Consider the following 18,523-nt stretch of genomic DNA (forward strand, 5'->3'; position numbering starts at 1 on the left):
GCACAGCGCCCGCCCCGCGCCGCCGCCTTCTCCGTCCAGCGTTCCCGCAGGTCAGTCAGACTTTTGCCGGAAAAAATCTACAGCGGCGACTCTAGAAATCTGCCGGGGACCGGCCTACATTTGATGAGTCGGCCACGGCCGGCAACGCAACTGGCACTGTCGCTTAGTTGGAGGAGGAGGACGAGATACCGCAGCAACGCGTAATCAAGACGTCCCCGGCCCGACATGAGGTGATCGCAGCCGATGCCCATCACTCCGGTCGACAGCTAGCGGCACGCAGCTGGTCGACCACCTGCGCCGGCGAAGACCGGCACAAGAATTGAAAATCCAGGGCCCCGGTTACCCGCCGGGGCCCTGGACTATGTCTTGATGTACCGCATGGACCGCGACAGTCCGGTTTTCAGCATGGGCCGTGCCGCCGAGACCATCGGTGTGACAGCGGCCTTCCTCCGCAGCCTCGACGGCACCGGCCTGATCGAGCCGGAACGCTCGTCAGGCGGCCACCGCCGGTACTCCCGCCACCAGCTCGACCTGGCCGCCCGGGTCCGGGTGCTGCTCGACGAGGGCTTCCTGCTCGCCGCCGCCTGCCGCATCGTCACCCTCGAGGACCGCCTGGAAGCCGCCCACCACCGCATCCGCCAACTCGGCGGCAAGATCACCGCCGACCAGGACGCCAGCATCCCGACACAGACACGCCGCGACTGACGTGCGATGGTCACCCCATGGCATCGGTGACCCTCGACGCCCGGCAACGGCGTACCGACCTCGGGATCGGACTGGCGGTGGCCGCGCTCGCGGTCGTCAACCTCTTCCTCGCCCGCGGCGCCGGGATACTCGAAACCGAGTACGCCGCCGCCCTCCCGGAACAGATCTGCTGGGTGCTCGCGACCACCCTGCCGCTGATGTTCCGCCGCAGCCACCCCGACGTGGTCGCCGTCGTGATCGCCGTGGCCTACATCGGCGGCCAGTTCCGCGGCTCCCAGGAACAGCAGGTCACCTCCGGGGCCCTGTTCGCCGCGATCTACGCCCTGGGCGCCTGGGGCCGGAACCGGCGCCGCTCCCGCTACCTGCGGATCGGCATCGTCGTCACGATGTTCGCCTGGCTCGCCGTCACCTTCATCCTGTTCGGCGGGCGGTTCGACAGCGCCGCCGAACGGGCCTCCATCGCCTTCAACTCGCTGGTGGTGAACGCCGCCTTCTTCGCGTTCTGCTACCTGATGGGCGACGCGGTGTGGCAGAACGCCCGCCGCCACGACGCGCTCGTCACCCAGACCGCCGAGCTGACGGCCGCCCACGCCCTCGCCTCCGACCAGGCCGTCTTCCGGGAGCGGGTGCGGATCGCCCGGGAACTGCACGACGTCGTCGCCCACCACGTGTCGGTGATGGGCATCCAGGCCTCCGCCAGCCGCCGCGCCCTCGACAAGGACCCGGCCCGCGCCCGGACCGCGCTCGCCGCGATCGAGGAGGGCGCCCGGACCGCCGTCGCCGAACTCCGGCGGATGCTGGGCGCGCTGCGCGCCGGCGACGCGGTCGAGGAACAGGCCACGCCGGCCGGCATCGACCGGCTCCCGGAGATCACCGACCGGGCCCGGGAGGCCGGATTGACCGTCCGCTACGCCGTCTACGGTGATCCGGTGCCGCTGCCCGAATCGCTGTCGCTGGCCGCCTACCGGATCGTCCAGGAGGCGGTGACCAACACCCTCAAACACGCCCACGCCCGGGAACTCGACGTCCGGGTCCGCTACCTCAGCGGCGAACTCGAGCTCGACGTGAGCGACGACGGCCGGGGCGGCCCCGCGACCGGCGGCGGGATGGGCCTCGTCGGCATGCGGGAACGGGTCACCGTGCACGACGGCGCCCTCGAACACGGCAACCAGCCGGGCGGCGGGTACCGGGTCCGGGCCCGCCTCCCCTACCCGGCGGGAGTCGCCGCGTGAGCATCAGCGTGCTGCTCGCCGACGACCACCAGTTGGTGCGGACCGGGTTCCGGGTCATCCTCGAGATGGAGGACGACATCACCGTGGCCGGCGAGGCTGCCGACGGCGTCCAGGCCGTCGACATGGCGCTGCGCCTACGGCCCGACGTGGTGCTGATGGACGTCGAGATGCCCGGCATGAACGGCCTCGACGCCACCCGCCGGATCGCCGCGGAATGCGGGCCGTCGGTGCTGATCCTGACCACCTTCGACCGGGACGACTACCTGTTCGACGCGCTCCGCGCCGGGGCCAGCGGATTCCTGCTCAAGAACGGCACCCCGGAGGCGCTGACCGAGGCGATCCGGGTCGTCGCCGCCGGGGAGGCGCTGCTCGCGCCGGCCGTCACCCGGCGGGTCATCTCCACGTTCACCGCGCCCGCGGCCGCCGGTGTGCGCCTCGACCAGCTCACCCCGCGCGAGCACGAGGTGCTGGTCCTCCTCGCGGGCGGGGCCACCAACGCGGAGATCGCGGCCACCCTGCGCCTCGGCGAGACGACGGTGAAGACACACGTCAGCCGGGTACTGATGAAGATCGGCGCCCGCGACCGGACCCAGGCCGTGGTCATGGCGTACGAGCTCGGGGTCGTACGTCCCCGCACTTAGGTCCTCCTTGCGGAGGACCTCCCGCAGCCGGACGACACGGCATCGACCCGCGTCTAGCGTCATGGTCATGAACCCCGTCCTGAACGTCGATGCCGTGAACCGGTCCTTCGGCGAACGCCACGTCCTCAAGGACGTCTCGTTCACCGTGGACCCCGGGCGCCTCACCGGCTTCGTCGGCGCGAACGGCGCCGGCAAGACCACCACCATGCGGATCGTCCTCGGCGTGCTCGCCGCCGACACCGGGACGGTGACCTGGAACGGCGCCCCGGTGACCCGCGAACACCGGCAGCGGTTCGGCTACATGCCCGAGGAACGCGGCCTGTACCCGAAGATGACCGTCGGCGAGCAGATCGTCTACCTCGGACGGCTCCACGGGCTCAGCCACACCGACGCCCGCAACCGCACCACCGCCCTGCTGGAACGGCTCGAACTGAGCGAACGCGCCGGCGACCTGGTGGAGAAACTGTCCCTGGGCAACCAGCAACGCGCCCAGATCGCCGCCGCCCTGGTCCACGACCCGGAGTTGCTGGTCCTCGACGAGCCGTTCTCCGGCCTCGACCCGCTCGCCGTCGACAACGTCCTCGCGGTGCTCCGCGAACGGGCCCGCGCCGGCGCCGCCGTGCTCTTCTCCAGCCACCAGCTCGACCTGGTCGAACGCCTCTGCGACGACCTGGTGATCATCGCGGACGGGACGATCCGCGCGGCCGGCTCCCGCGACCGGCTCCGCAGCCGCTACACGCTGCCCCGCTTCACCCTCGAGGTGGACACCGACGCCGGCTGGGTACGCGACCAGCCCGGCGTCACCCTGATCGAACTCGACGGCCCCCGCGCCGTCTTCGACCTGGACCCGGACACCGACGAACAGTCCGTCCTGCGCGCCGCCCTCACCCGCGGCCCGGTCCGCGCCTTCGCCCCCGTCCGCCCCTCGCTCGCCGAGATCTTCCGGGAGGTCATCCAGTGACCACGTTCCAAGCCGCCAAACTGGTCGCCGGCCGGGAGATCCGGGTCAAGCTCCGCGACAAGACCTTCCTGTTCAGCACGGTGTTCCTGCTCCTGTTCAGCGCCCTCGGGGTGGTCCTGCCGGCGCTGATGGAAAGCGGGCCCACCAAGGTCGCCGCGGTCGGCGCCACCCACGTCGCCGCCCTCGAGAAGGCCGGCCTGGAAGTCCGCACCGTCGCCGACCGGGCCGCCGCCGAACAACTCGTCCGCGACGAGGAGGTCACGGCCGCGGTGATCGACGGCCCGCGGGTCCTCGCCCTGGACGAGGCGCCACAGGACGTGGTCGCCGCGCTCAGCACCTCGCCCCCGGTCGACTTCCTCGAACCGGACGTGGTCGACCAGGCCGCACGTTTCCTCGTACCGTTCGTCCTGTCCATGCTCTTCTTCTTCACCACGCTGCTGTTCGGCGTGCAGATCGCGCAGAGCGTCGTCGAGGAGAAGCAGACCCGCATCGTCGAGATCCTGGTCTCCAGCGTCCCGGTCCGGGCCCTGCTGGTCGGCAAGGTCTTCGCCATGACGCTGCTCGCCTTCGGCCAACTCGCCCTGATCGCCATCGTCGCCATGATCGGCATGCGGGTCGGCGGCGCCGGCTCCCCCCTGATCGACGCCCTGCTCCCGGCGATCGGCTGGTTCCTGCCGTTCTTCATGATCGGTTTCCTGATGCTGGCCACCCTCTGGGCCGGCGTCGGCGCCCTCGCCGCCCGGGTGGAGGACATCAACGGCACCTCGGCGCCGCTGCAACTCGTCGTGATGGCCCCGTTCTTCCTGGTCCTCACCCTGCAGTCGAACCAGACAGCGATGACGATCCTGTCCTACATCCCGTTCTCCGCCCCGGTCGCCATGCCCGTCCGCCTCTTCAACGGCGAAGCCGCCGCCTGGGAGCCGTTCGTCGCCCTCGCCCTGCTCCTCCTCACCAGCGTGGTCACGTTGATCGCGGGGGCACGCATCTACGAGGGCTCACTGCTGCGCACCAACGGCCGCACCTCCTTCGCCACCGCCTGGCGAAACCCCACGACGGTCAGCTGACCACCGGCTCCCCCGCGCGGTCCGGCGATTCCGCCGGGCCGCGCTCACCCCTTTCCGGGGTACGGGACAAGCCCACGCCCGTGACCACCACTCACCTCGCAAGCCGCCACCCGAAGTCCTTCCTGCAGCCCGACCGCGCTCCTGATCCTGAGGTGGCCGCCACGCACAGCCCGTCCCACCGGTGGCCACCCACCCCGAGTGCCACGAGCTCGCCCGATCGGCGGTGGATCTTGTGCGGCTGGTTCTCATGGCTGTCTCCCGCCCGTCGAGACAGCCATGAGAAACAGCCGAGGGTCTTCCGGCTGGTCGTGGGTGCTGTCTCCAACGGTCCGAGACAGCACCCACGAGCAGCCGCTTGATCCTGCGATGGGCCGGCCGGACAATCCAAGCCCAACCGCCCGGTCCCGGAGCAGGGCTGGGACGCTACGCCGGGTTGCGGCAGGTGTGCCGGGTTGTCCACAGGGCCGGGTTGTCCACAGGGATCGGCGAGGCGGTGGACATCGTGCCGCCGGGGACGGCAGGATCATGGGCATGTCGATGCGATGGGGCATGACCGTGCCGTTCGGCGGCGTTCCGCTCTCCGAGCACGCCGCAGTCTTCTCGGCGCTGGCCGACGCGGGTTTCACCGACGCCTGGTCGGCCGAGGTGAACGGCACCGACGGGTTCACCCCGCTGACGCTGGCCGCCGCCTGGGAGCCGCGGCTGCGGCTCGGCACCGCGATCGCCCCGGTGTTCACCCGCGGGCCCGGCCTTCTGGCGATGACCGCGGCCGCGCTCGCCGAGGCCGCGCCCGGCCGGTTCCAGCTCGGCATCGGCGCGTCCTCCCCGGTGGTGGTCGGCGATTGGAACGCCGTCGACTTCGAGCAGCCGTTCGCCCGCAGCCGGGACGTTCTCCGCTTCCTGCGGGCCGCGCTCGCCGGTGAGCAGGTGAGCGAGAAGTTCACGACGTTCGAGGTGCGCCGGTTCCGGCTGGAGCGCCCACCTGCCGTCCCGCCGCGGATCATGCTGGCCGCGTTGCGTCCCGGCATGCTGCGGCTGGCCGCCGCCGAGGCGGACGGGGTGATCCTCAACTGGCTCGCCGCCTCGGATGTCGCCACCGCGCTGGCCGAGACCAAGGAGGCGCAGGCCGGTTTCGACGTGGCCGCCCGGATCTTCGTGATCCCCACCGAGGACGCCGCCTACGCGCGTACGGTCGGCCGCCGCATGATCACCGCCTACCTGACCGTTCCGGCCTATGCCGCGTTCCACCGCTGGCTCGGCCGTGAGGAGATCCTCGCCCCGATGTGGCAGGCGTGGCAGGCCGGCGACCGCAAGGGCGCGCTCGCCGCGATCCCGGACAGCCTGGTCGACGAACTGATCGTGCACGGCTCGCCGGCGGAGTGCCGCGCCCGGGTGCAGGCCTACGCCGACGCCGGTGTCACCGTCCCGATCATGGCCCTGACTCCGACGCCCGAGCTGGAGCGTGGCGGCCTCCCGGCACTGCTCGATCTGATCGGAGGCCTGGGGCGGTAGTCTCCCGCCCGCCCCACACCGTAGAGCGGGGACCACCTCAGAGCTCTGGTTTCGCGCCGCACATCCGGGCGGAACGGGTACCGTGCCGCTGATTGGTGCCACGTCGCGGAGCAACGCCCATTGCGGAGGCGGCCACCTCGCGGAGCTGTGCCGCGTCGTGGAGGTGTGGCCAGGCCCGAGCGGCGCCACGTCGCGAAGGAACGTCACGTTGCAGAGCGTTGCCACGTCGCGCGATGAGTGGTCCTGCGAGTTCGCAGTCCTGGTCGTCGAGCGGTTCGACCTTCGCAACCGCGAACGATTCGCCATTCGGAGCGAGTTCGGCTCGCGGTTGTCGAGGATGACCGGTCCAGCACTCGACTGGCGCGGTCAGCATCACGACGACAGTTCACGAACCCGTGGAACGAACGCCGTGCCGATCTTGGGCACCGGACGCCGGAGCCCGATGCGCAAGATCGACGGAGCGCCCATACCTGTGCGCCCGGCTCCGGCAATCCGGCGGCGCACCCCCAAGATCGCGCGCCTCGTCGATCTTGAGCAGGAGACGCCGGTGCGGATCGCCCAAGATCTATCGGATGTCACCGGGCATGAGCTTGACCGAGTCACCCCCTGACGCGCGAACGACCCCGGGGTGACCGCGAGGGGCATGCATGAGTAGCACCCGGCGGCGGTGGTGAGGGAACGCCTGCCGCAGCAGCGGGGTGCCACGGGACCGCGCGTGGCCCGTACCGGAAAAGGGTTTCAGATCCGGTCCAACGCCTCGCGAAGGCGTTCCAGCAGCTCGTGCTGGGTGAAAGGCTTCGTGATCAGGATGGTGTTGGCGTCCAGGGTGCCCTCGCCGGTGATGAACGGCTGGGCGTAACCGGACATGTAGACGACCGGCAGGCTGGGGCGGACGCGGCGGATCCGGTCGGCCAGTTGCTGGCCGTGCATGTGCGGCATGATCACGTCGGTGAGCAGCAGGTCGAGGTGCAGGGCGGGGTCCTCGGCGAGGGTGAGGGCTTCGGGGCCGCCGCCCGCACTGACCACCTGGTAGCCGTTGCGGGTCAGGATGCGTTCGGTGACCTCGCGCAGGGCGGCCTCGTCCTCGACGACCAGGATGGTCTCGCCGCCGCGCTGGAGCTGGGCGGGCGCGGGCGGCGCGGCGGGGGCGGCCGGGGTCTCGTCGGTGACCGGCAGCAGGGCGGTGAAGGTGGTGCCGGCGCCGACCGCGGACTGCAGGGAGGAGTGGCCGCCGGCCTGGGCGACGATGCCGTAGACGGTGGCCAGGCCCAGCCCGGTGCCCTCGCCGGCGGCCTTGGTGGTGAAGAACGGTTCGAAGACCCGTTCCAGCACCTCGGGCGGGATCCCGGTGCCGGTGTCGGCGACGCGCAGCCGCACGTAGCGGCCGGGCGGCGCCGGTGGATGCAGCTCCGCGGCCTCCCGGGCGCCGAGGGTGTGATTGCCGGTGTGGACGGTGAGGGTGCCGCCGCCGGGCATCGCGTCGCGGGCGTTGACGGCGAGGTTGACCAGGACCTGTTCGATCTGGCCGGGGTCGGCCCGGACCGGCCAGAGTCGCGGCTCGAGGTCGGTGTGCAGGCGGATGTGCTCGCCGAGGGTGCGCAGGAGAAGCTGCTCGACCTCGCGGATCACCACGTTCAGGTCGAGCACCCGGGGCCGGACGACCTCGCGGCGGCCGAAGGCGAGCAGCTGGTGGGTGAGTTCGGTGGCCCGCTGCCCGGCCCGCAGCACCTGTTGCAGGTCCCGGGCGGCCTGCGGCCAGGCGCCGTCCGGTTCGGCGTCGGCCGCGTCCTGGATCTGGTCGGCCACGAAGCCGGTGTAGTTCAGCATCACGGCGAGCAGGTTGTTGAAGTCGTGCGCGACCCCGCCGGCCAGCTGTCCCAGGCTCTCCAGCCGGCGGGCCTGGTGCAGCTGGGCCTCGAGGCGTTCGCGTTCGGCGGCGGCTTCCAGGCGTTGCCGTTCGGCCTGGGCCTCGATGCGTTCGGTGACGTCGCGGATGGCGGCGGAGACGATCAGGCCGTCCTCCGTCTCCAGCGCGGACAGGCTGATCTCGGCGGGGAACTCGGTGCCGTCCTTGCGCCGGGCGGCGAGCGGGCGGCCGGACCCCATCGGCCGGGGGCGGGGGTCGGCGAAGTAGCGGTCGCGTTTGCCGGGATGCCCGGCCCGGGCCGAGTCGGGGACGAGCACCTCGATCGGCTCGCCCAGCAGTTCGCTGCGCGGATAGCCGAAGAGGCGTTCCGCCTGGGCGTTGACCAGGGTGATCCGGCCGTTGGCCGCGACGCCGACGATGGCGTCCGGCGCGGCCTCGAGCAGCCCACGGAACTTCGCCTCGCGGCGGACCCGGTCGCTGACGTCGCGGACCGCGGCGACCACCAGGCCGCCGGACTCCAGCGCGGACAGGCTGATCTCGGCGGGGAACTCGCTGCCGTCCTTGCGCCGGGCGGCCAGCGGTACACCGGCGCCCATCGGCCGGGGCTGCGGGTCGCGCTGGTAGTCCCGGCGGTGACCGGGGTGGTGACCGCGGAACCGCTCGGGAACGAGCAGCTCGATGGAGCGGCCGAGCAGCTCGTCGCGTTCGTAACCGAACATCCGGACGGTCTGCGCGTTGACCACCACGATCGAGCCGTCGGGCCGGATCGCGATGATGGCGTCCGGCGCGGCTTCCAGCAGGCCGATCACCACGGTGTCGGACGGCTCGCTCAACCCCCGCACCTCACCAGGTCGCAGTCGGCATCAGGACCAGTGCCGAGCCTAGGACGTGGATCGGCGCCGGGGCGGCGGATTCACGGACAACGGGTGGGCCGTCATTCGCTTTCGGCGAGGATGGCGTAGAGCTTGCGCCGTGTCTCGTTGAGCACCTCGAGCGCTTTCTGCCGCTGCTCGGGAGTGCCGCTGAAACCGACCTGCTTGAGCGCCCCCATGATGCCGACCGCCGCATCGCGGAAGTCCTGCACCTGGGACATCGTGTCGGCGCCGATCTGGCTCCACGGCGGATTCTGCGCCGCGGTCTCGGCCTCGGGCCGGCCGTCCTCGGTGAGCCGGTAGCTCTTGCGGCCACCCTCGGCGGTCACCTCGATCAGGCCCTCGTCCTCCAGCAGCTGGAGGGTCGGGTAGACCGAGCCGGGGCTCGGGCGCCAGACGCCGCCGGTGCGGGAGTCGAGCTCCTGGATCATCTCGTAGCCGTGCATCGGGCGCTCCAGGAGCAGCGCCAGGATGGCGGGCCGGACGTTCTGCCGGCTGCCGCGCCCGCCGCGCCGATGGCCGGGGCGGCCGCCGAAATCGGGCGGCGGGAAACCGGGGCCGCCAGGACCGCCGGGGCCGAAGGGGAAACCGGGCGGGAAGTTGAAGCCGCGCCGGCGCGCCTCGCCGATCCAGTCGTGTCCGCGTCCTCCGTGCATGTGCCTCATGATCTTCTCCGTTCTTTCGTCGATAGTTAGACGATATATCGGCAACGTGTCGGCTGCAAGGGTTTTCGGGATACCCGGGTCGCGGTACGTGTCGAAGCGCGCTCATCTGGCAATCTGGTACCTGTGTTGACGGTGCCCATTCGCCAGCTCGGGGAGCCCGAGCGCGCGGTCGTCGAGCGGATCCTCGACGCCGATCCCTACGCGGGCGCCCAGATCGCGGAGCGGGTGGCCGCACACGGCCTGAACTGGTGGCGTTCCGACGGGCGGATCTACGGGTACGAGCCCGGACGCCACATCGAGTCGATCATCTGGTCCGGGGCCCATCTGGTGCCGGTCGGCGCCACTCCCCCGGCCACCGCGGCCTTCGCCGACCTGCTCGGGGCCGAGCCGCGGATCTGTTCGTCGATCATCGGCCGCTCCGAGGCGGTGCTCGACCTGTGGGACCGGCTCGGCGGCAACTGGGGGCCGGCCCGCGACGTGCGGCCACATCAGCCGCTGCTGGTCACCAACCGCGACGCGCTGGTGCGGCAGGACACCGCGGTACGCCTGGTCCGCCCCGCCGAGGTCGATCAGCTCTTCCCGGCCGCGGTGGCGATGTACACCGAGGAGGTCGGGGTCTCGCCGCTGCAGGACGACGGCGGGCGGGGTTACCGGCGGCGGATCGCCGAGCTGGTGAAAGCGAAACGCGCCTACGCGAAGTTCGACGGCGACCTGGTCGTCTTCAAGGCCGAACTGGCGATCGTGACCCGGCGGACCACGCAGGTGCAAGGCGTCTGGGTGCACCCGGACTATCGGGGCAGCGGCCTGGCCACGGGCGCGATGGCGGCGGTGGTGGCGGACGCGCTGCGGCGGGTCGCCCCGACCGTCAGTCTCTACGTCAACGACTACAACACGGCGGCCCGCCGAGTCTACGCGCGCTGTGGCTTCGTCTCGGCGGGCTCGTTCGCGACAGTGCTCTTCTAGTGGACCGTCACGGTCGGGCCGGGGAGCAGCTCGCGCAGCTCGTCGGGTAGGTCGGCGCCCATCTCGTCGGCGAGGCGCAGCGCCTCCTCGACCAGCGTCTCCACGATGATCGACTCGGGCACCGTCTTGATGACCTTGCCCTTGACGAAGATCTGGCCCTTGCCGTTGCCGGAGGCGACACCGAGGTCGGCCTCACGGGCCTCGCCCGGACCGTTCACCACGCAGCCCATGACGGCCACCCGCAGCGGAACCGGGAACCCGTCCAGCGCCGCGGTGACCTGCTCGGCCAGCGTGTAGACGTCCACCTGGGCGCGGCCGCAGGACGGGCACGACACGATCTCCAGGCCGCGCTCGCGCAGACCCAGCGACTCCAGGATCTGGTTGCCGACCTTGATCTCCTCGACCGGCGGGGCGGACAGCGAGACCCGGATGGTGTCGCCGATGCCCTCGGCGAGCAGGGCGCCGAACGCGACAGCGCTCTTGATGGTGCCCTGGAACGCCGGGCCGGCCTCGGTGACGCCGAGGTGCAGCGGGTAGTCGCACTGCTCGGCGAGCTGCCGGTACGCCCGGATCATCACGACCGGGTCGTTGTGCTTCACCGAGATCTTGATGTCCCGGAAGCCGTGCTCCTCGAACAGCGAGCACTCCCAGAGCGCCGACTCGACCAGCGCCTCGGCGGTGGCCTTGCCGTATTTCTCCAGCAGCCGCTTGTCCAGCGAGCCGGCGTTCACGCCGATCCGGATCGGGGTGCCGGCCGCGGAGGCCGCCTTCGCGATCTCCTTGACCTTGTCGTCGAACTGCCGGATGTTGCCCGGGTTGACCCGGACCGCCGCGCAGCCGGCGTCGATCGCGGCGAACACGTACTTCGGCTGGAAGTGGATGTCGGCGATCACCGGGATCTGCGACTTCTTGGCGATCGCGGGCAGCGCCTCGACGTCGTCCTGGGACGGCACGGCGACCCGGACGATCTGACAGCCGGACGCGGTCAGCTCAGCGATCTGCTGCAGCGTGGCATTGACGTCCGAGGTGAGGGTGGTGGTCATCGACTGAACGCTGACCGGGGCGCCGCCGCCGACCAGCACTCCACCGACGTTGATCTGGCGGCTCTGCCGGCGCGGGGCCAGGGGCGGCGGGGGGACGGCCGGCATTCCCAGACTGATCGCAGTCACATCTCACTCACTTGAAGATCGTAATGGGGTTGATGATGTCGGCGGTCACGGTCAGCAGGGTGAACGCACCACCGATGAGGATGACTGCGTACGTCACAGGCATCAGCTTGTAGTAGTCCACCCGGCCCGGATCAGGCCGGCGGAAACGCTTGTAGAGCCACGAGCGAACTGCTTCGAACCAGGCGATGGCGATGTGCCCGCCGTCGACCGGCAGCAGGGGCAGCAGGTTGAACAGGCCGATGAACACGTTCAGCGAGATGAAGACCTGCCAGAAGACCTCGGGCACGCCCTTCTCGATGGCCTCGCCGCCGATCCGGCTGGCCCCGACGACGCTGATCGGGGTGTCCGGGTCGCGCTCGTCACCGGTGATCGAATTCCACAGGGCCGGGATCTTCTCCGGGATCCGGGCCATCGCCTTCGCCGAGTTCTCCACCAGGTACCAGTTGAACTCGCCGGACGCCGGGATCGCGCCGAGCAGACTGTATTCGACGACGGGTGGCTGGTCCGTCTCCCAGCTCACACCGGCGACGGAGACCTTCGAGATCGCGCCGTCCGGGTCATCCAGCGGACGCCGTTCGGCGGTGACGAGCTGGACGGTCGCCGAGCCGGTCTGGCCCTTACGCGTGTACTCGAAGGGGGTGGGGCCGGCCGGAGCCGCCCGGATGGCGTCGGTGAACTCGCCGTAGTTGGCGACCGCGGTGCCGCCCACCCTGGTGATCACGTCACCGGTCTGCAGGCCGGCCGCTTTCGCCGGGGCCTCAACGGCGCTGCCCTGCCCGGGCTTGCACTCGGCGGCGGTGTCGGTGAGCGCGGTCTTGATGCAGTCGCCCACGTAGATCATCGCCGGGGCGGCCCGCTGCTCCTCCGCGGACTGCGGCAGGCTGATGTTGGGCAGGCCGATGCTCCAGGCCATCACCCAGGCGCCGACCAGCGCGAGCGCGAAGTGCGCGGCCGAGCCGGCGCCCATCACGATCGTCCGTTTCCAGACCGGGAACCGCCACATGGCGCGGTGCTGGTCCTCGGGGGCGACGTCGTCGTCCTGCGGCGTCATCCCGACGATCTTGCAGAAACCGCCGAGCGGGATGAGCTTCAGACCGTATTCCGTCTCGCCGCGCTTGAACGAGAAGACCGTCGGGCCGAAACCGACGAAATACTGTGTGACCTTCATGCCGAAGCGCTTGCCGGTGAGCATGTGGCCCAGCTCGTGCAAACTCACCGAGATCAGAATGGTCAGCGCGAAGGCGCCCGCACCAAGCCAGAAAAGCATCAGGCTCCTTCAGCCTCGATCGTCCGCTGTGCCTGGGCACGCGCCCACGCCTCCGCGGCAAGCACGTCATCGACGGTACCCGGCTCCGCGAAGTCCGGGGCCGCCGCCAGCACTCGTTCCAGAGTGTCGACGATGCCCAAGAACGGTAGCCGACCGGAGACGAACGCGGCCACACACTCCTCGTTCGCCGCGTTGAAGATGGCCGGGCGGCAACGGCCGGCCCGGCCCGCCTCCTTGGCCAGCCGGACGGCAGGGAAGGCGCCGGAGTCCAGCGGCCGCAGCTCCCAGTTGTGCGCCTGCGTCCAGTCGACCGCGGCGGCGGCCCGCGGCACCCGCTCCGGCCAGGCCAGGGCCAGCGCGATCGGCAACCGCATGTCCGGCGGGCTGGCCTGGGCCAGGGTCGACCCGTCGGCGAACTCGACCAGGGAGTGCAGCACGGACTGGGGGTGGACCATCACCTCGATGTCGTCGTACGCCACCCCGAACAGCTCGTGCGCCTCGATCACCTCGAGCGCCTTGTTGACCATGGTGGCCGAGTTGATCGTGACGACCGGTCCCATGTCCCAGGTGGGGTGCTTGAGCGCCTCCTCCGGGGTCACGTTCGCCAGCTCCTCGCGCCGCCGGCCGCGGAACGCCCCGCCGCTCGCGGTGAGGACCAGCCGGCGCACCTCGGCGGCGGTCCCGCCGCGCAGGCACTGGGCCAGCGCCGAGTGCTCCGAGTCGACCGGGACGATCTGTCCCTCCTTGGCGATCCGCCGGACCAGCGGCCCACCGGCGACCAGGGACTCCTTGTTGGCCAGGGCGAGGATCCGGCCGGACTCGAGCGCCGCCAGGGTGGGCGCCAGGCCGAGGCTGCCGACGACGCCGTTCAGCACCACGTCGCAGGGCCAGCGGGCCAGCTCGGTCATCGCGTCCGGCCCCGCCACGATCTTGGGCAGTTTGAAGTCGCCGGTGGCCCAGCCGCGTTTCTGCGCCTCGGCGTAGAAGGCGAGCTGCAGGTCCTGGGTGACCGAGGCCCGGGCGACGCCGACCACCTCGACGTTCAGCTCCAGGGCCTGCGCGGCGAGCAGCTCGACGTTGCCGCCGCCCGCGCCCAGGGCCACCACCCGGAACCGGTCCGGGTTGCGGCGGACGATGTCGATGGCCTGGGTGCCGATGGACCCGGTGGAGCCGAGCAAGACGAGGTCGCGCATCCCCTCATCTTCCCGGACGCCCGCACCCTCCCGGCGGTCAGCCTTCTCCCGGCATCAGGACTTCGATCACCCGCTGGTGGACAACGCTCCCCGAACGGGTACAAGCCATCGGTGCGCATGCCTTCGGTCACCACCGTCCTCCGGCCGCTGCGAGGCAAGGACCTCGCGTTGCACGCGGCCGCGATCACGTTCTACGCCGGGATCGCGGTGGTTCCGGTGGCGTTGCTGGCGATCTGGCTGACCGGGCTGGCGGTGGGCGATGACCGGGTACGGGACCTGGTGGGCCGTACCATCGCCGCTCTGCCGGACGAGATCGGCGCGCCACGCGCGCTCGCCGCACTGATCGATGCGGGCCTCGCGCTCACCCCGATGCTCGCGCTGGCGAGTCTGCTTCCCGCGACGCTGTACGGGGAGGGCCTGCGCCGCGCCTTCGCCTCGCTGAGCCGTCCCGGCGAGAAGCTGGTCGGCTGGCGCGGCCGGCTGCTCTGGCTGCCGGTGCTGGCCGCCGCGCCCGCCCTGCTGCTGGCCCTGTTCCTGGCGCTGCCCACCACGAGCGCGCTGTGGCTGCGCGGCGGCTGGTGGTCGGCGCTGGGCGTGGTGCTGTCGTTCCTGGCCACGTGGCTGGTGCTGACCCCGGTGGTGATCTGGGTGTTCCGGTACGTCGCGCCGGGCCGCCCGGACCGGCTGGCGACCGTGCTGATCGGCTCGTTCACGGCCGCGAACCTGGCCGGTTTCCTGCACGGTTTCGTGCTGTTCTGCTCGCTGCCGCTGGATCTGGGGGTGCCGTTCGGCGGGTTCACCGAGATCGGCGCGGTGGTGGCGGTCGGCCTGTGGCTCTACCTGTTCCATGTGGTGCTGCTGACCGGTTTCGCGGCGGCCCACGGGGTCTCGCCGCGCCGGGATGTCGTAGCCGGCGGGTAGCCTCCGGAACCATGACCCCCATCCCGGGCCGTGCCGATGTGGTGATCATCGGGGCCGGCCACAACGCCCTGGTCTCTGCGATCCTGCTCGCCCGTGCCGGGCTCGACGTCGTCGTGCTGGAGGCCGCGCCGGTGCTCGGCGGCGCCACCCGCACCGAGCGGCCGTTCGCCCGGGTGCCGGGGCTGGGCCAGTCCACCGGCTCCTACCTGCTCGGCCTGATGCCACCGGAGCTGTTGCGGACCCTCGACGTGCGGATCCCGACGCTGCGCCGCGACCCGCACTACTTCCTGCCGGGCATCGGCGCCGGCTCGCCGCACCTTCTGTTCGGTTCCGACGGCGACGCCAACCGCCGCCAGCTGGACGAGCGGGACGCCGCCGCCGACGAGGCCCTGGCCTGCGAGATCGGCGCCCTGCGGGCGGATCTGGCGCCGTCGTGGCTGGAGGAGCCGCTGCCGGTGGAGGAGATCGCCGAGCGGCACATCCGGCCACCGCTGCAGAGCACCTTCCTCGATCTGGTGCGCGGGTCGGTCGCGGACTATCTGTCCCGATTCGGCTTCAAGAGCGAGCTGCTGGTCGCGATGTATGCGGTCACCGACGGCCTGTCCGGGCTGAACGCGGGCCCCGACGATCCCGGCACCGGGCACAACTTCCTGGTGCACAACATGTGCCGGCTGCCCGGGTCGGACGGGACGTGGCTGATCGCCGAGGGCGGGATGGGCACGGTCTCCCGGGTCTTCGCCGACGCCGCCCGGGCCGCGGGGGCGCGCCTGTTCACCGGCGCGCGGGTCACCGCGGTCACGGTGGACGGCGGGGCCGCCGGCGGGGTGGTCCTGGCCGACGGGCGGTCGGTGGCGGCGAGCGTCGTGCTGGGCGGCTGCGATCCGTACCAGCTGATGGATCTCGTCCCGCACGGGTCGCTGCCGGCCACGCTGACCGGGCGGATGGCAGCGGTCAAGCGGCCCGGCACCACTCTCAAGGTCAATCTGGCGCTGCGTGACCTGCCACGTTTCCCCTGCCTGCCGGACGGCGCGCCGTCACCCTTCGGCTCGACGATCCACCTGCTGCCGGGCGACGCCTCGCCGATGGCGAACCTGCGGCGGATGTGGGCCGACGTGCAGGCCGGTGTGCTGCCGGCCGAGCCCACCATCGAGTGGTACCTGCACACCACCGTCGACCCGTCGCTGCGCGACGAGGCCGGGCACCATTCCTCGGCGTTGTTCGTGCAATCGGTGCCGTTCGAGCCGGCGGGCTCGTCGTGGGATCACGAGCTTCCGGGGTACGTGGACCGCCTGCTCGCGATCTGCGACAGGTACGCGCCCGGCACCTCGGATCTGGTCGCCGATGTGTTCCCGCTCACCCCGCCCGGCATCGAACGGCATTTCGGGATCACCGGCGGGCACATCCACCACGTCGACAACACCGTCGCGTTCGACCAGCGGATGCCCTATTTCACCGGCCTCGACGGGCTCTATCACGGCTCGGCCGGGGCACACCCGGCCGGCAGCGTGATCGGCGCGGCGGGCCACAACGCGGCCCGCCGCATCCTCCGGGATCTCGCGACCTAGGCCTTCTTGCTGGCCCGGATCTTGTGGCCGACGCCGGTGAGGCAGCGGCCGCTGGGCAGGTCGAACTTCCAGCCGTGCAGCTGGCAGGTCAGCACGTTGCCCTCGACGAAGCCGAACCGGGACAGGTCGGCCTTCAGGTGCGGGCAGCGCCGCTGCACGGTCCAGTCGCCGAACTCGATGTCCTCGGCGTCGACGGCCTTCTCGTGCTCGTCGTACCAGCCCTCGGCGTACTGCAGGCGCTCCTCGGACAGGCACTTGAAGAAGGCGTAGACGAACTCGTTGTACTGGCCGATCCGGGCCGCCGAGAAGCGGCAGGACAGGAACAGCGAGTTCACCCAGTCGCCCTCGTCGATGAAGATGAGGTGCTCGATCAGTTCGCGCTGGGTCCGGAAGCGGTAACGGACCTTCTCGTCGGCGTACGCCCGGACCTGCTTGCCCGGGAAGTCCACCACGATCGACTCGATCTCGTCGCCGTCGTAGGAGACCAGGTCGAACCGGACCGGCCCACCGACGCCCTTGGCCAGGTAGATCGACTCCTCGAGCAGCGGCTCGATCCGCTTCTTCAACTCGCCCAGGACGTCGATCTCCGGGTGCCGCCAGGACGCCTTCTCCGCCTCGATGATCGGGCGCTTGCGCTCCCGCATCTCCTCGAGGTGCGCCTTCTTGTTCGCGAAGAACTCGTCGACCGGCACCGGGTGGGTGGTGGTCTGCTTCGTCCCGCCGTCGGTCAGCTCGGTCACACTGCCCGGCAGCTGGACGACAGCGTTGGTGCCGCCGACCTTCGCGTACTCGGTCAGGAACACCGACTGGTCGGGGAAGATGTTGCCCTCGTCACCGTGGATGTCGTTGAACTGCCACAGCTCGTCGTCGAGGAAGCACGGCGGGCCGGCGATCGGGAAGACGAAGTCCGCCTTCAGATCGTCGATGTAGCGCCAGGTGCGGTCGAACTGCCGCTCCCGCTTCTGCTTGCCGAACGCGGTCTTCGCGTTCTCCGGCAGCTCGTAGACCATCGGGTACCAGATGGCGCCGGAGAACTGCAGCATGTGCGCGTGCACGTGGCCCAGCTCGTTGAACCGGGTCAGGTCGGCGGGGCGGGCGTCGTTCTGGTTCAGCACGCGGATGCCGTCGTGCTCCACCCAGAGCGACGAGTCGCCGATCGGGCCGTCGGTCGGGCTGATCAGCGCCTGGATCATCACCTTGAGGCCGCCGTCCAGCTCGTGCACCTCGTCGGACTTCGTCCGGAAGAAGCTGGTGAACCCCAGCGCCCGGAGCTCGTCCTCGAGCTGGCTGGTCGGGTACTCCGGGAGGAGCACGGTGGCCTTCTTGCTGATGAACCTCTTCAGGTGCTCCGCGTCGAAGTGGTCCCGGTGCAGGTGGGAGACGTAGAGATAGTCGACGTCGCCCAGGGTCTCCCAGTCCAGCAGCGAGTTGTCCGGGAACGGGAACCACGAGGCGAAGTACGCCGGGTTCACCCACGGATCGCACAGAATGCTGCCCGCGGCGGTGTCGATCCGCATGCTCGCATGGCCGGTGCCAGTGATCCGCACTTGTCGCTCCTCTGGTTGCGGCTTCTTGACCGCCTCGAAAGTACAGCCGGGTTGGTGCGGTTCGCCCAGCGACCCCGTGACAGACTATTTCCGATTCAACATCGACTAGGAGGTTGCGACGTGGCTGCGGAAGAACACCACGAGGAGGTCTACGCGCCCGACCAGCTGAAGCCCACCGATCGCAAGCGGGCTCAGAAGGGCGCGATCATCTCCGCCGCGATCATGCTGCTCTTCTTCTGGGGCAACCAGCAGGGCAACACCGAGAAGGTGTGGCTCGTGCTCTTCGCGATCGGCCTGGTCGCCGTCGTGATCGGCGATGTCGTGCTGCGCCGCAGCGGTCTGCGCCCCAACGACCAGTAGATGTGATCAGGGCGGCCCG

17 protein-coding genes are annotated in these 18,523 nt (G+C 70.6%); 11 read left to right on the forward strand and 6 right to left on the reverse strand.

Annotation, left to right across the window (positions count from 1 at the left end; translation table 11 throughout):
* Positions 1-378 precede the first annotated feature (378 nt).
* From ACZ3II_RS15900 to ACZ3II_RS15930, 7 genes are all read left to right on the forward strand, one after another.
* Entirely contained in the window at positions 379-705 is a 327-nt protein-coding gene (locus tag ACZ3II_RS15900; protein ID WP_465518371.1) for a MerR family transcriptional regulator, read from the forward strand.
* A 17-nt stretch (positions 706-722) separates the two neighbouring features.
* A complete protein-coding gene (locus tag ACZ3II_RS15905; protein WP_465518372.1) occupies positions 723-1,937 on the forward strand; it encodes a sensor histidine kinase in 1,215 nt (404 codons plus the stop codon).
* Positions 1,934-2,578: a response regulator gene (locus ACZ3II_RS15910; RefSeq protein ID WP_465518373.1), complete on the forward strand. Its 645-nt coding sequence runs from the start codon at positions 1,934-1,936 to the stop codon at positions 2,576-2,578. The genes ACZ3II_RS15905 and ACZ3II_RS15910 overlap by 4 nt, the downstream gene beginning before the upstream one ends.
* Before the next feature lie 67 nt (positions 2,579-2,645).
* Positions 2,646-3,539, forward strand: a complete 894-nt coding sequence (locus ACZ3II_RS15915) for an ABC transporter ATP-binding protein (RefSeq protein WP_465518374.1) — start codon at positions 2,646-2,648, stop codon at positions 3,537-3,539.
* Positions 3,536-4,603: an ABC transporter permease gene (locus tag ACZ3II_RS15920; protein WP_465518375.1), complete on the forward strand. Its 1,068-nt coding sequence runs from the start codon at positions 3,536-3,538 to the stop codon at positions 4,601-4,603. The genes ACZ3II_RS15915 and ACZ3II_RS15920 overlap by 4 nt, the downstream gene beginning before the upstream one ends.
* 531 nt (positions 4,604-5,134) lie before the next feature.
* A complete protein-coding gene (locus tag ACZ3II_RS15925; RefSeq protein WP_465518376.1) occupies positions 5,135-6,115 on the forward strand; it encodes an LLM class F420-dependent oxidoreductase in 981 nt (326 codons plus the stop codon).
* A 208-nt stretch (positions 6,116-6,323) separates the two neighbouring features.
* Complete coding sequence (locus ACZ3II_RS15930) at positions 6,324-6,725, forward strand: hypothetical protein (protein WP_465518377.1); 402 nt, start codon at positions 6,324-6,326, stop codon at positions 6,723-6,725.
* A gap of 128 nt (positions 6,726-6,853) precedes the next feature.
* On the opposite strand, the gene ACZ3II_RS15935 is transcribed toward ACZ3II_RS15930, so the two are convergent.
* Together ACZ3II_RS15935 and ACZ3II_RS15940 are read right to left on the reverse strand one after the other, a co-directional pair.
* On the reverse strand, positions 6,854-8,815 hold the full coding sequence (locus tag ACZ3II_RS15935) for a hybrid sensor histidine kinase/response regulator (RefSeq protein WP_465518378.1): 1,962 nt from the start codon (positions 8,813-8,815) through the stop codon (positions 6,854-6,856).
* A gap of 101 nt (positions 8,816-8,916) precedes the next feature.
* Positions 8,917-9,510 (reverse strand): PadR family transcriptional regulator, encoded by a 594-nt coding sequence (locus ACZ3II_RS15940; RefSeq protein ID WP_465518379.1) that lies wholly within the window; start codon positions 9,508-9,510, stop codon positions 8,917-8,919.
* Between the two features lie 132 nt (positions 9,511-9,642).
* On the opposite strand from ACZ3II_RS15940, the gene ACZ3II_RS15945 reads away from it, so the two are divergent.
* Positions 9,643-10,482: a GNAT family N-acetyltransferase gene (locus ACZ3II_RS15945; RefSeq protein ID WP_465518380.1), complete on the forward strand. Its 840-nt coding sequence runs from the start codon at positions 9,643-9,645 to the stop codon at positions 10,480-10,482.
* Here ACZ3II_RS15945 and ispG read toward each other — a convergent pair.
* The 3 genes from ispG to dxr are packed head-to-tail and all read right to left on the reverse strand — an operon-like array spanning position 10,479 to position 14,111.
* On the reverse strand, positions 10,479-11,651 hold the full coding sequence (ispG, locus tag ACZ3II_RS15950) for a flavodoxin-dependent (E)-4-hydroxy-3-methylbut-2-enyl-diphosphate synthase (RefSeq protein ID WP_465518381.1): 1,173 nt from the start codon (positions 11,649-11,651) through the stop codon (positions 10,479-10,481). The two genes, ACZ3II_RS15945 and ispG, sit on opposite strands and share 4 nt — an antisense overlap.
* Before the next feature lie 7 nt (positions 11,652-11,658).
* Positions 11,659-12,918: a M50 family metallopeptidase gene (locus ACZ3II_RS15955; protein ID WP_465518382.1), complete on the reverse strand. Its 1,260-nt coding sequence runs from the start codon at positions 12,916-12,918 to the stop codon at positions 11,659-11,661.
* Positions 12,918-14,111 carry a 1-deoxy-D-xylulose-5-phosphate reductoisomerase gene (gene dxr, locus ACZ3II_RS15960; protein WP_465518383.1) on the reverse strand — a complete coding sequence of 398 codons (1,194 nt, stop codon included), beginning with the start codon at positions 14,109-14,111 and terminating at the stop codon, positions 12,918-12,920. The genes ACZ3II_RS15955 and dxr overlap by 1 nt, the downstream gene beginning before the upstream one ends.
* A gap of 117 nt (positions 14,112-14,228) precedes the next feature.
* On the opposite strand from dxr, the gene ACZ3II_RS15965 reads away from it, so the two are divergent.
* A complete protein-coding gene (locus tag ACZ3II_RS15965) occupies positions 14,229-15,032 on the forward strand; it encodes a YhjD/YihY/BrkB family envelope integrity protein (protein WP_465518415.1) in 804 nt (267 codons plus the stop codon).
* Positions 15,033-15,043: 11 nt separating this feature from the next.
* Entirely contained in the window at positions 15,044-16,597 is a 1,554-nt protein-coding gene (locus ACZ3II_RS15970; RefSeq protein WP_465518384.1) for a phytoene desaturase family protein, read from the forward strand.
* On the opposite strand, the gene ACZ3II_RS15975 is transcribed toward ACZ3II_RS15970, so the two are convergent.
* Complete coding sequence (locus tag ACZ3II_RS15975; protein WP_465518385.1) at positions 16,594-18,144, reverse strand: Rieske 2Fe-2S domain-containing protein; 1,551 nt, start codon at positions 18,142-18,144, stop codon at positions 16,594-16,596. The two genes, ACZ3II_RS15970 and ACZ3II_RS15975, sit on opposite strands and share 4 nt — an antisense overlap.
* A 120-nt stretch (positions 18,145-18,264) precedes the next feature.
* On the opposite strand from ACZ3II_RS15975, the gene ACZ3II_RS15980 reads away from it, so the two are divergent.
* Positions 18,265-18,504: a DUF2631 domain-containing protein gene (locus tag ACZ3II_RS15980; protein WP_465518386.1), complete on the forward strand. Its 240-nt coding sequence runs from the start codon at positions 18,265-18,267 to the stop codon at positions 18,502-18,504.
* The last annotated feature ends 19 nt before the right edge of the window (positions 18,505-18,523 follow it).

It is taken from the genome of Actinoplanes sp. NPDC019969 (assembly GCF_055562375.1).

What these genes read in the sequence shown, in the direction of transcription:
- ACZ3II_RS15900 (WP_465518371.1), top strand. Translation starts at nt 379, where the DNA reads ATGGACCGCGACAGTCCGGTTTTCAGCATGGGCCGTGCCGCCGAGACC.
- ACZ3II_RS15905 (WP_465518372.1), top strand. Translation starts at nt 723, where the DNA reads ATGGCATCGGTGACCCTCGACGCCCGGCAACGGCGTACCGACCTCGGG.
- ACZ3II_RS15915 (WP_465518374.1), top strand. Translation starts at nt 2,646, where the DNA reads ATGAACCCCGTCCTGAACGTCGATGCCGTGAACCGGTCCTTCGGCGAA.
- ACZ3II_RS15925 (WP_465518376.1), top strand. Translation starts at nt 5,135, where the DNA reads ATGTCGATGCGATGGGGCATGACCGTGCCGTTCGGCGGCGTTCCGCTC.
- ACZ3II_RS15940 (WP_465518379.1), bottom strand. Translation starts at nt 9,510, where the DNA reads ATGCACGGAGGACGCGGACACGACTGGATCGGCGAGGCGCGCCGGCGC.
- ACZ3II_RS15955 (WP_465518382.1), bottom strand. Translation starts at nt 12,918, where the DNA reads ATGCTTTTCTGGCTTGGTGCGGGCGCCTTCGCGCTGACCATTCTGATC.
- dxr (WP_465518383.1), bottom strand. Translation starts at nt 14,111, where the DNA reads ATGCGCGACCTCGTCTTGCTCGGCTCCACCGGGTCCATCGGCACCCAG.
- ACZ3II_RS15965 (WP_465518415.1), top strand. Translation starts at nt 14,229, where the DNA reads ATGCCTTCGGTCACCACCGTCCTCCGGCCGCTGCGAGGCAAGGACCTC.
- ACZ3II_RS15970 (WP_465518384.1), top strand. Translation starts at nt 15,044, where the DNA reads ATGACCCCCATCCCGGGCCGTGCCGATGTGGTGATCATCGGGGCCGGC.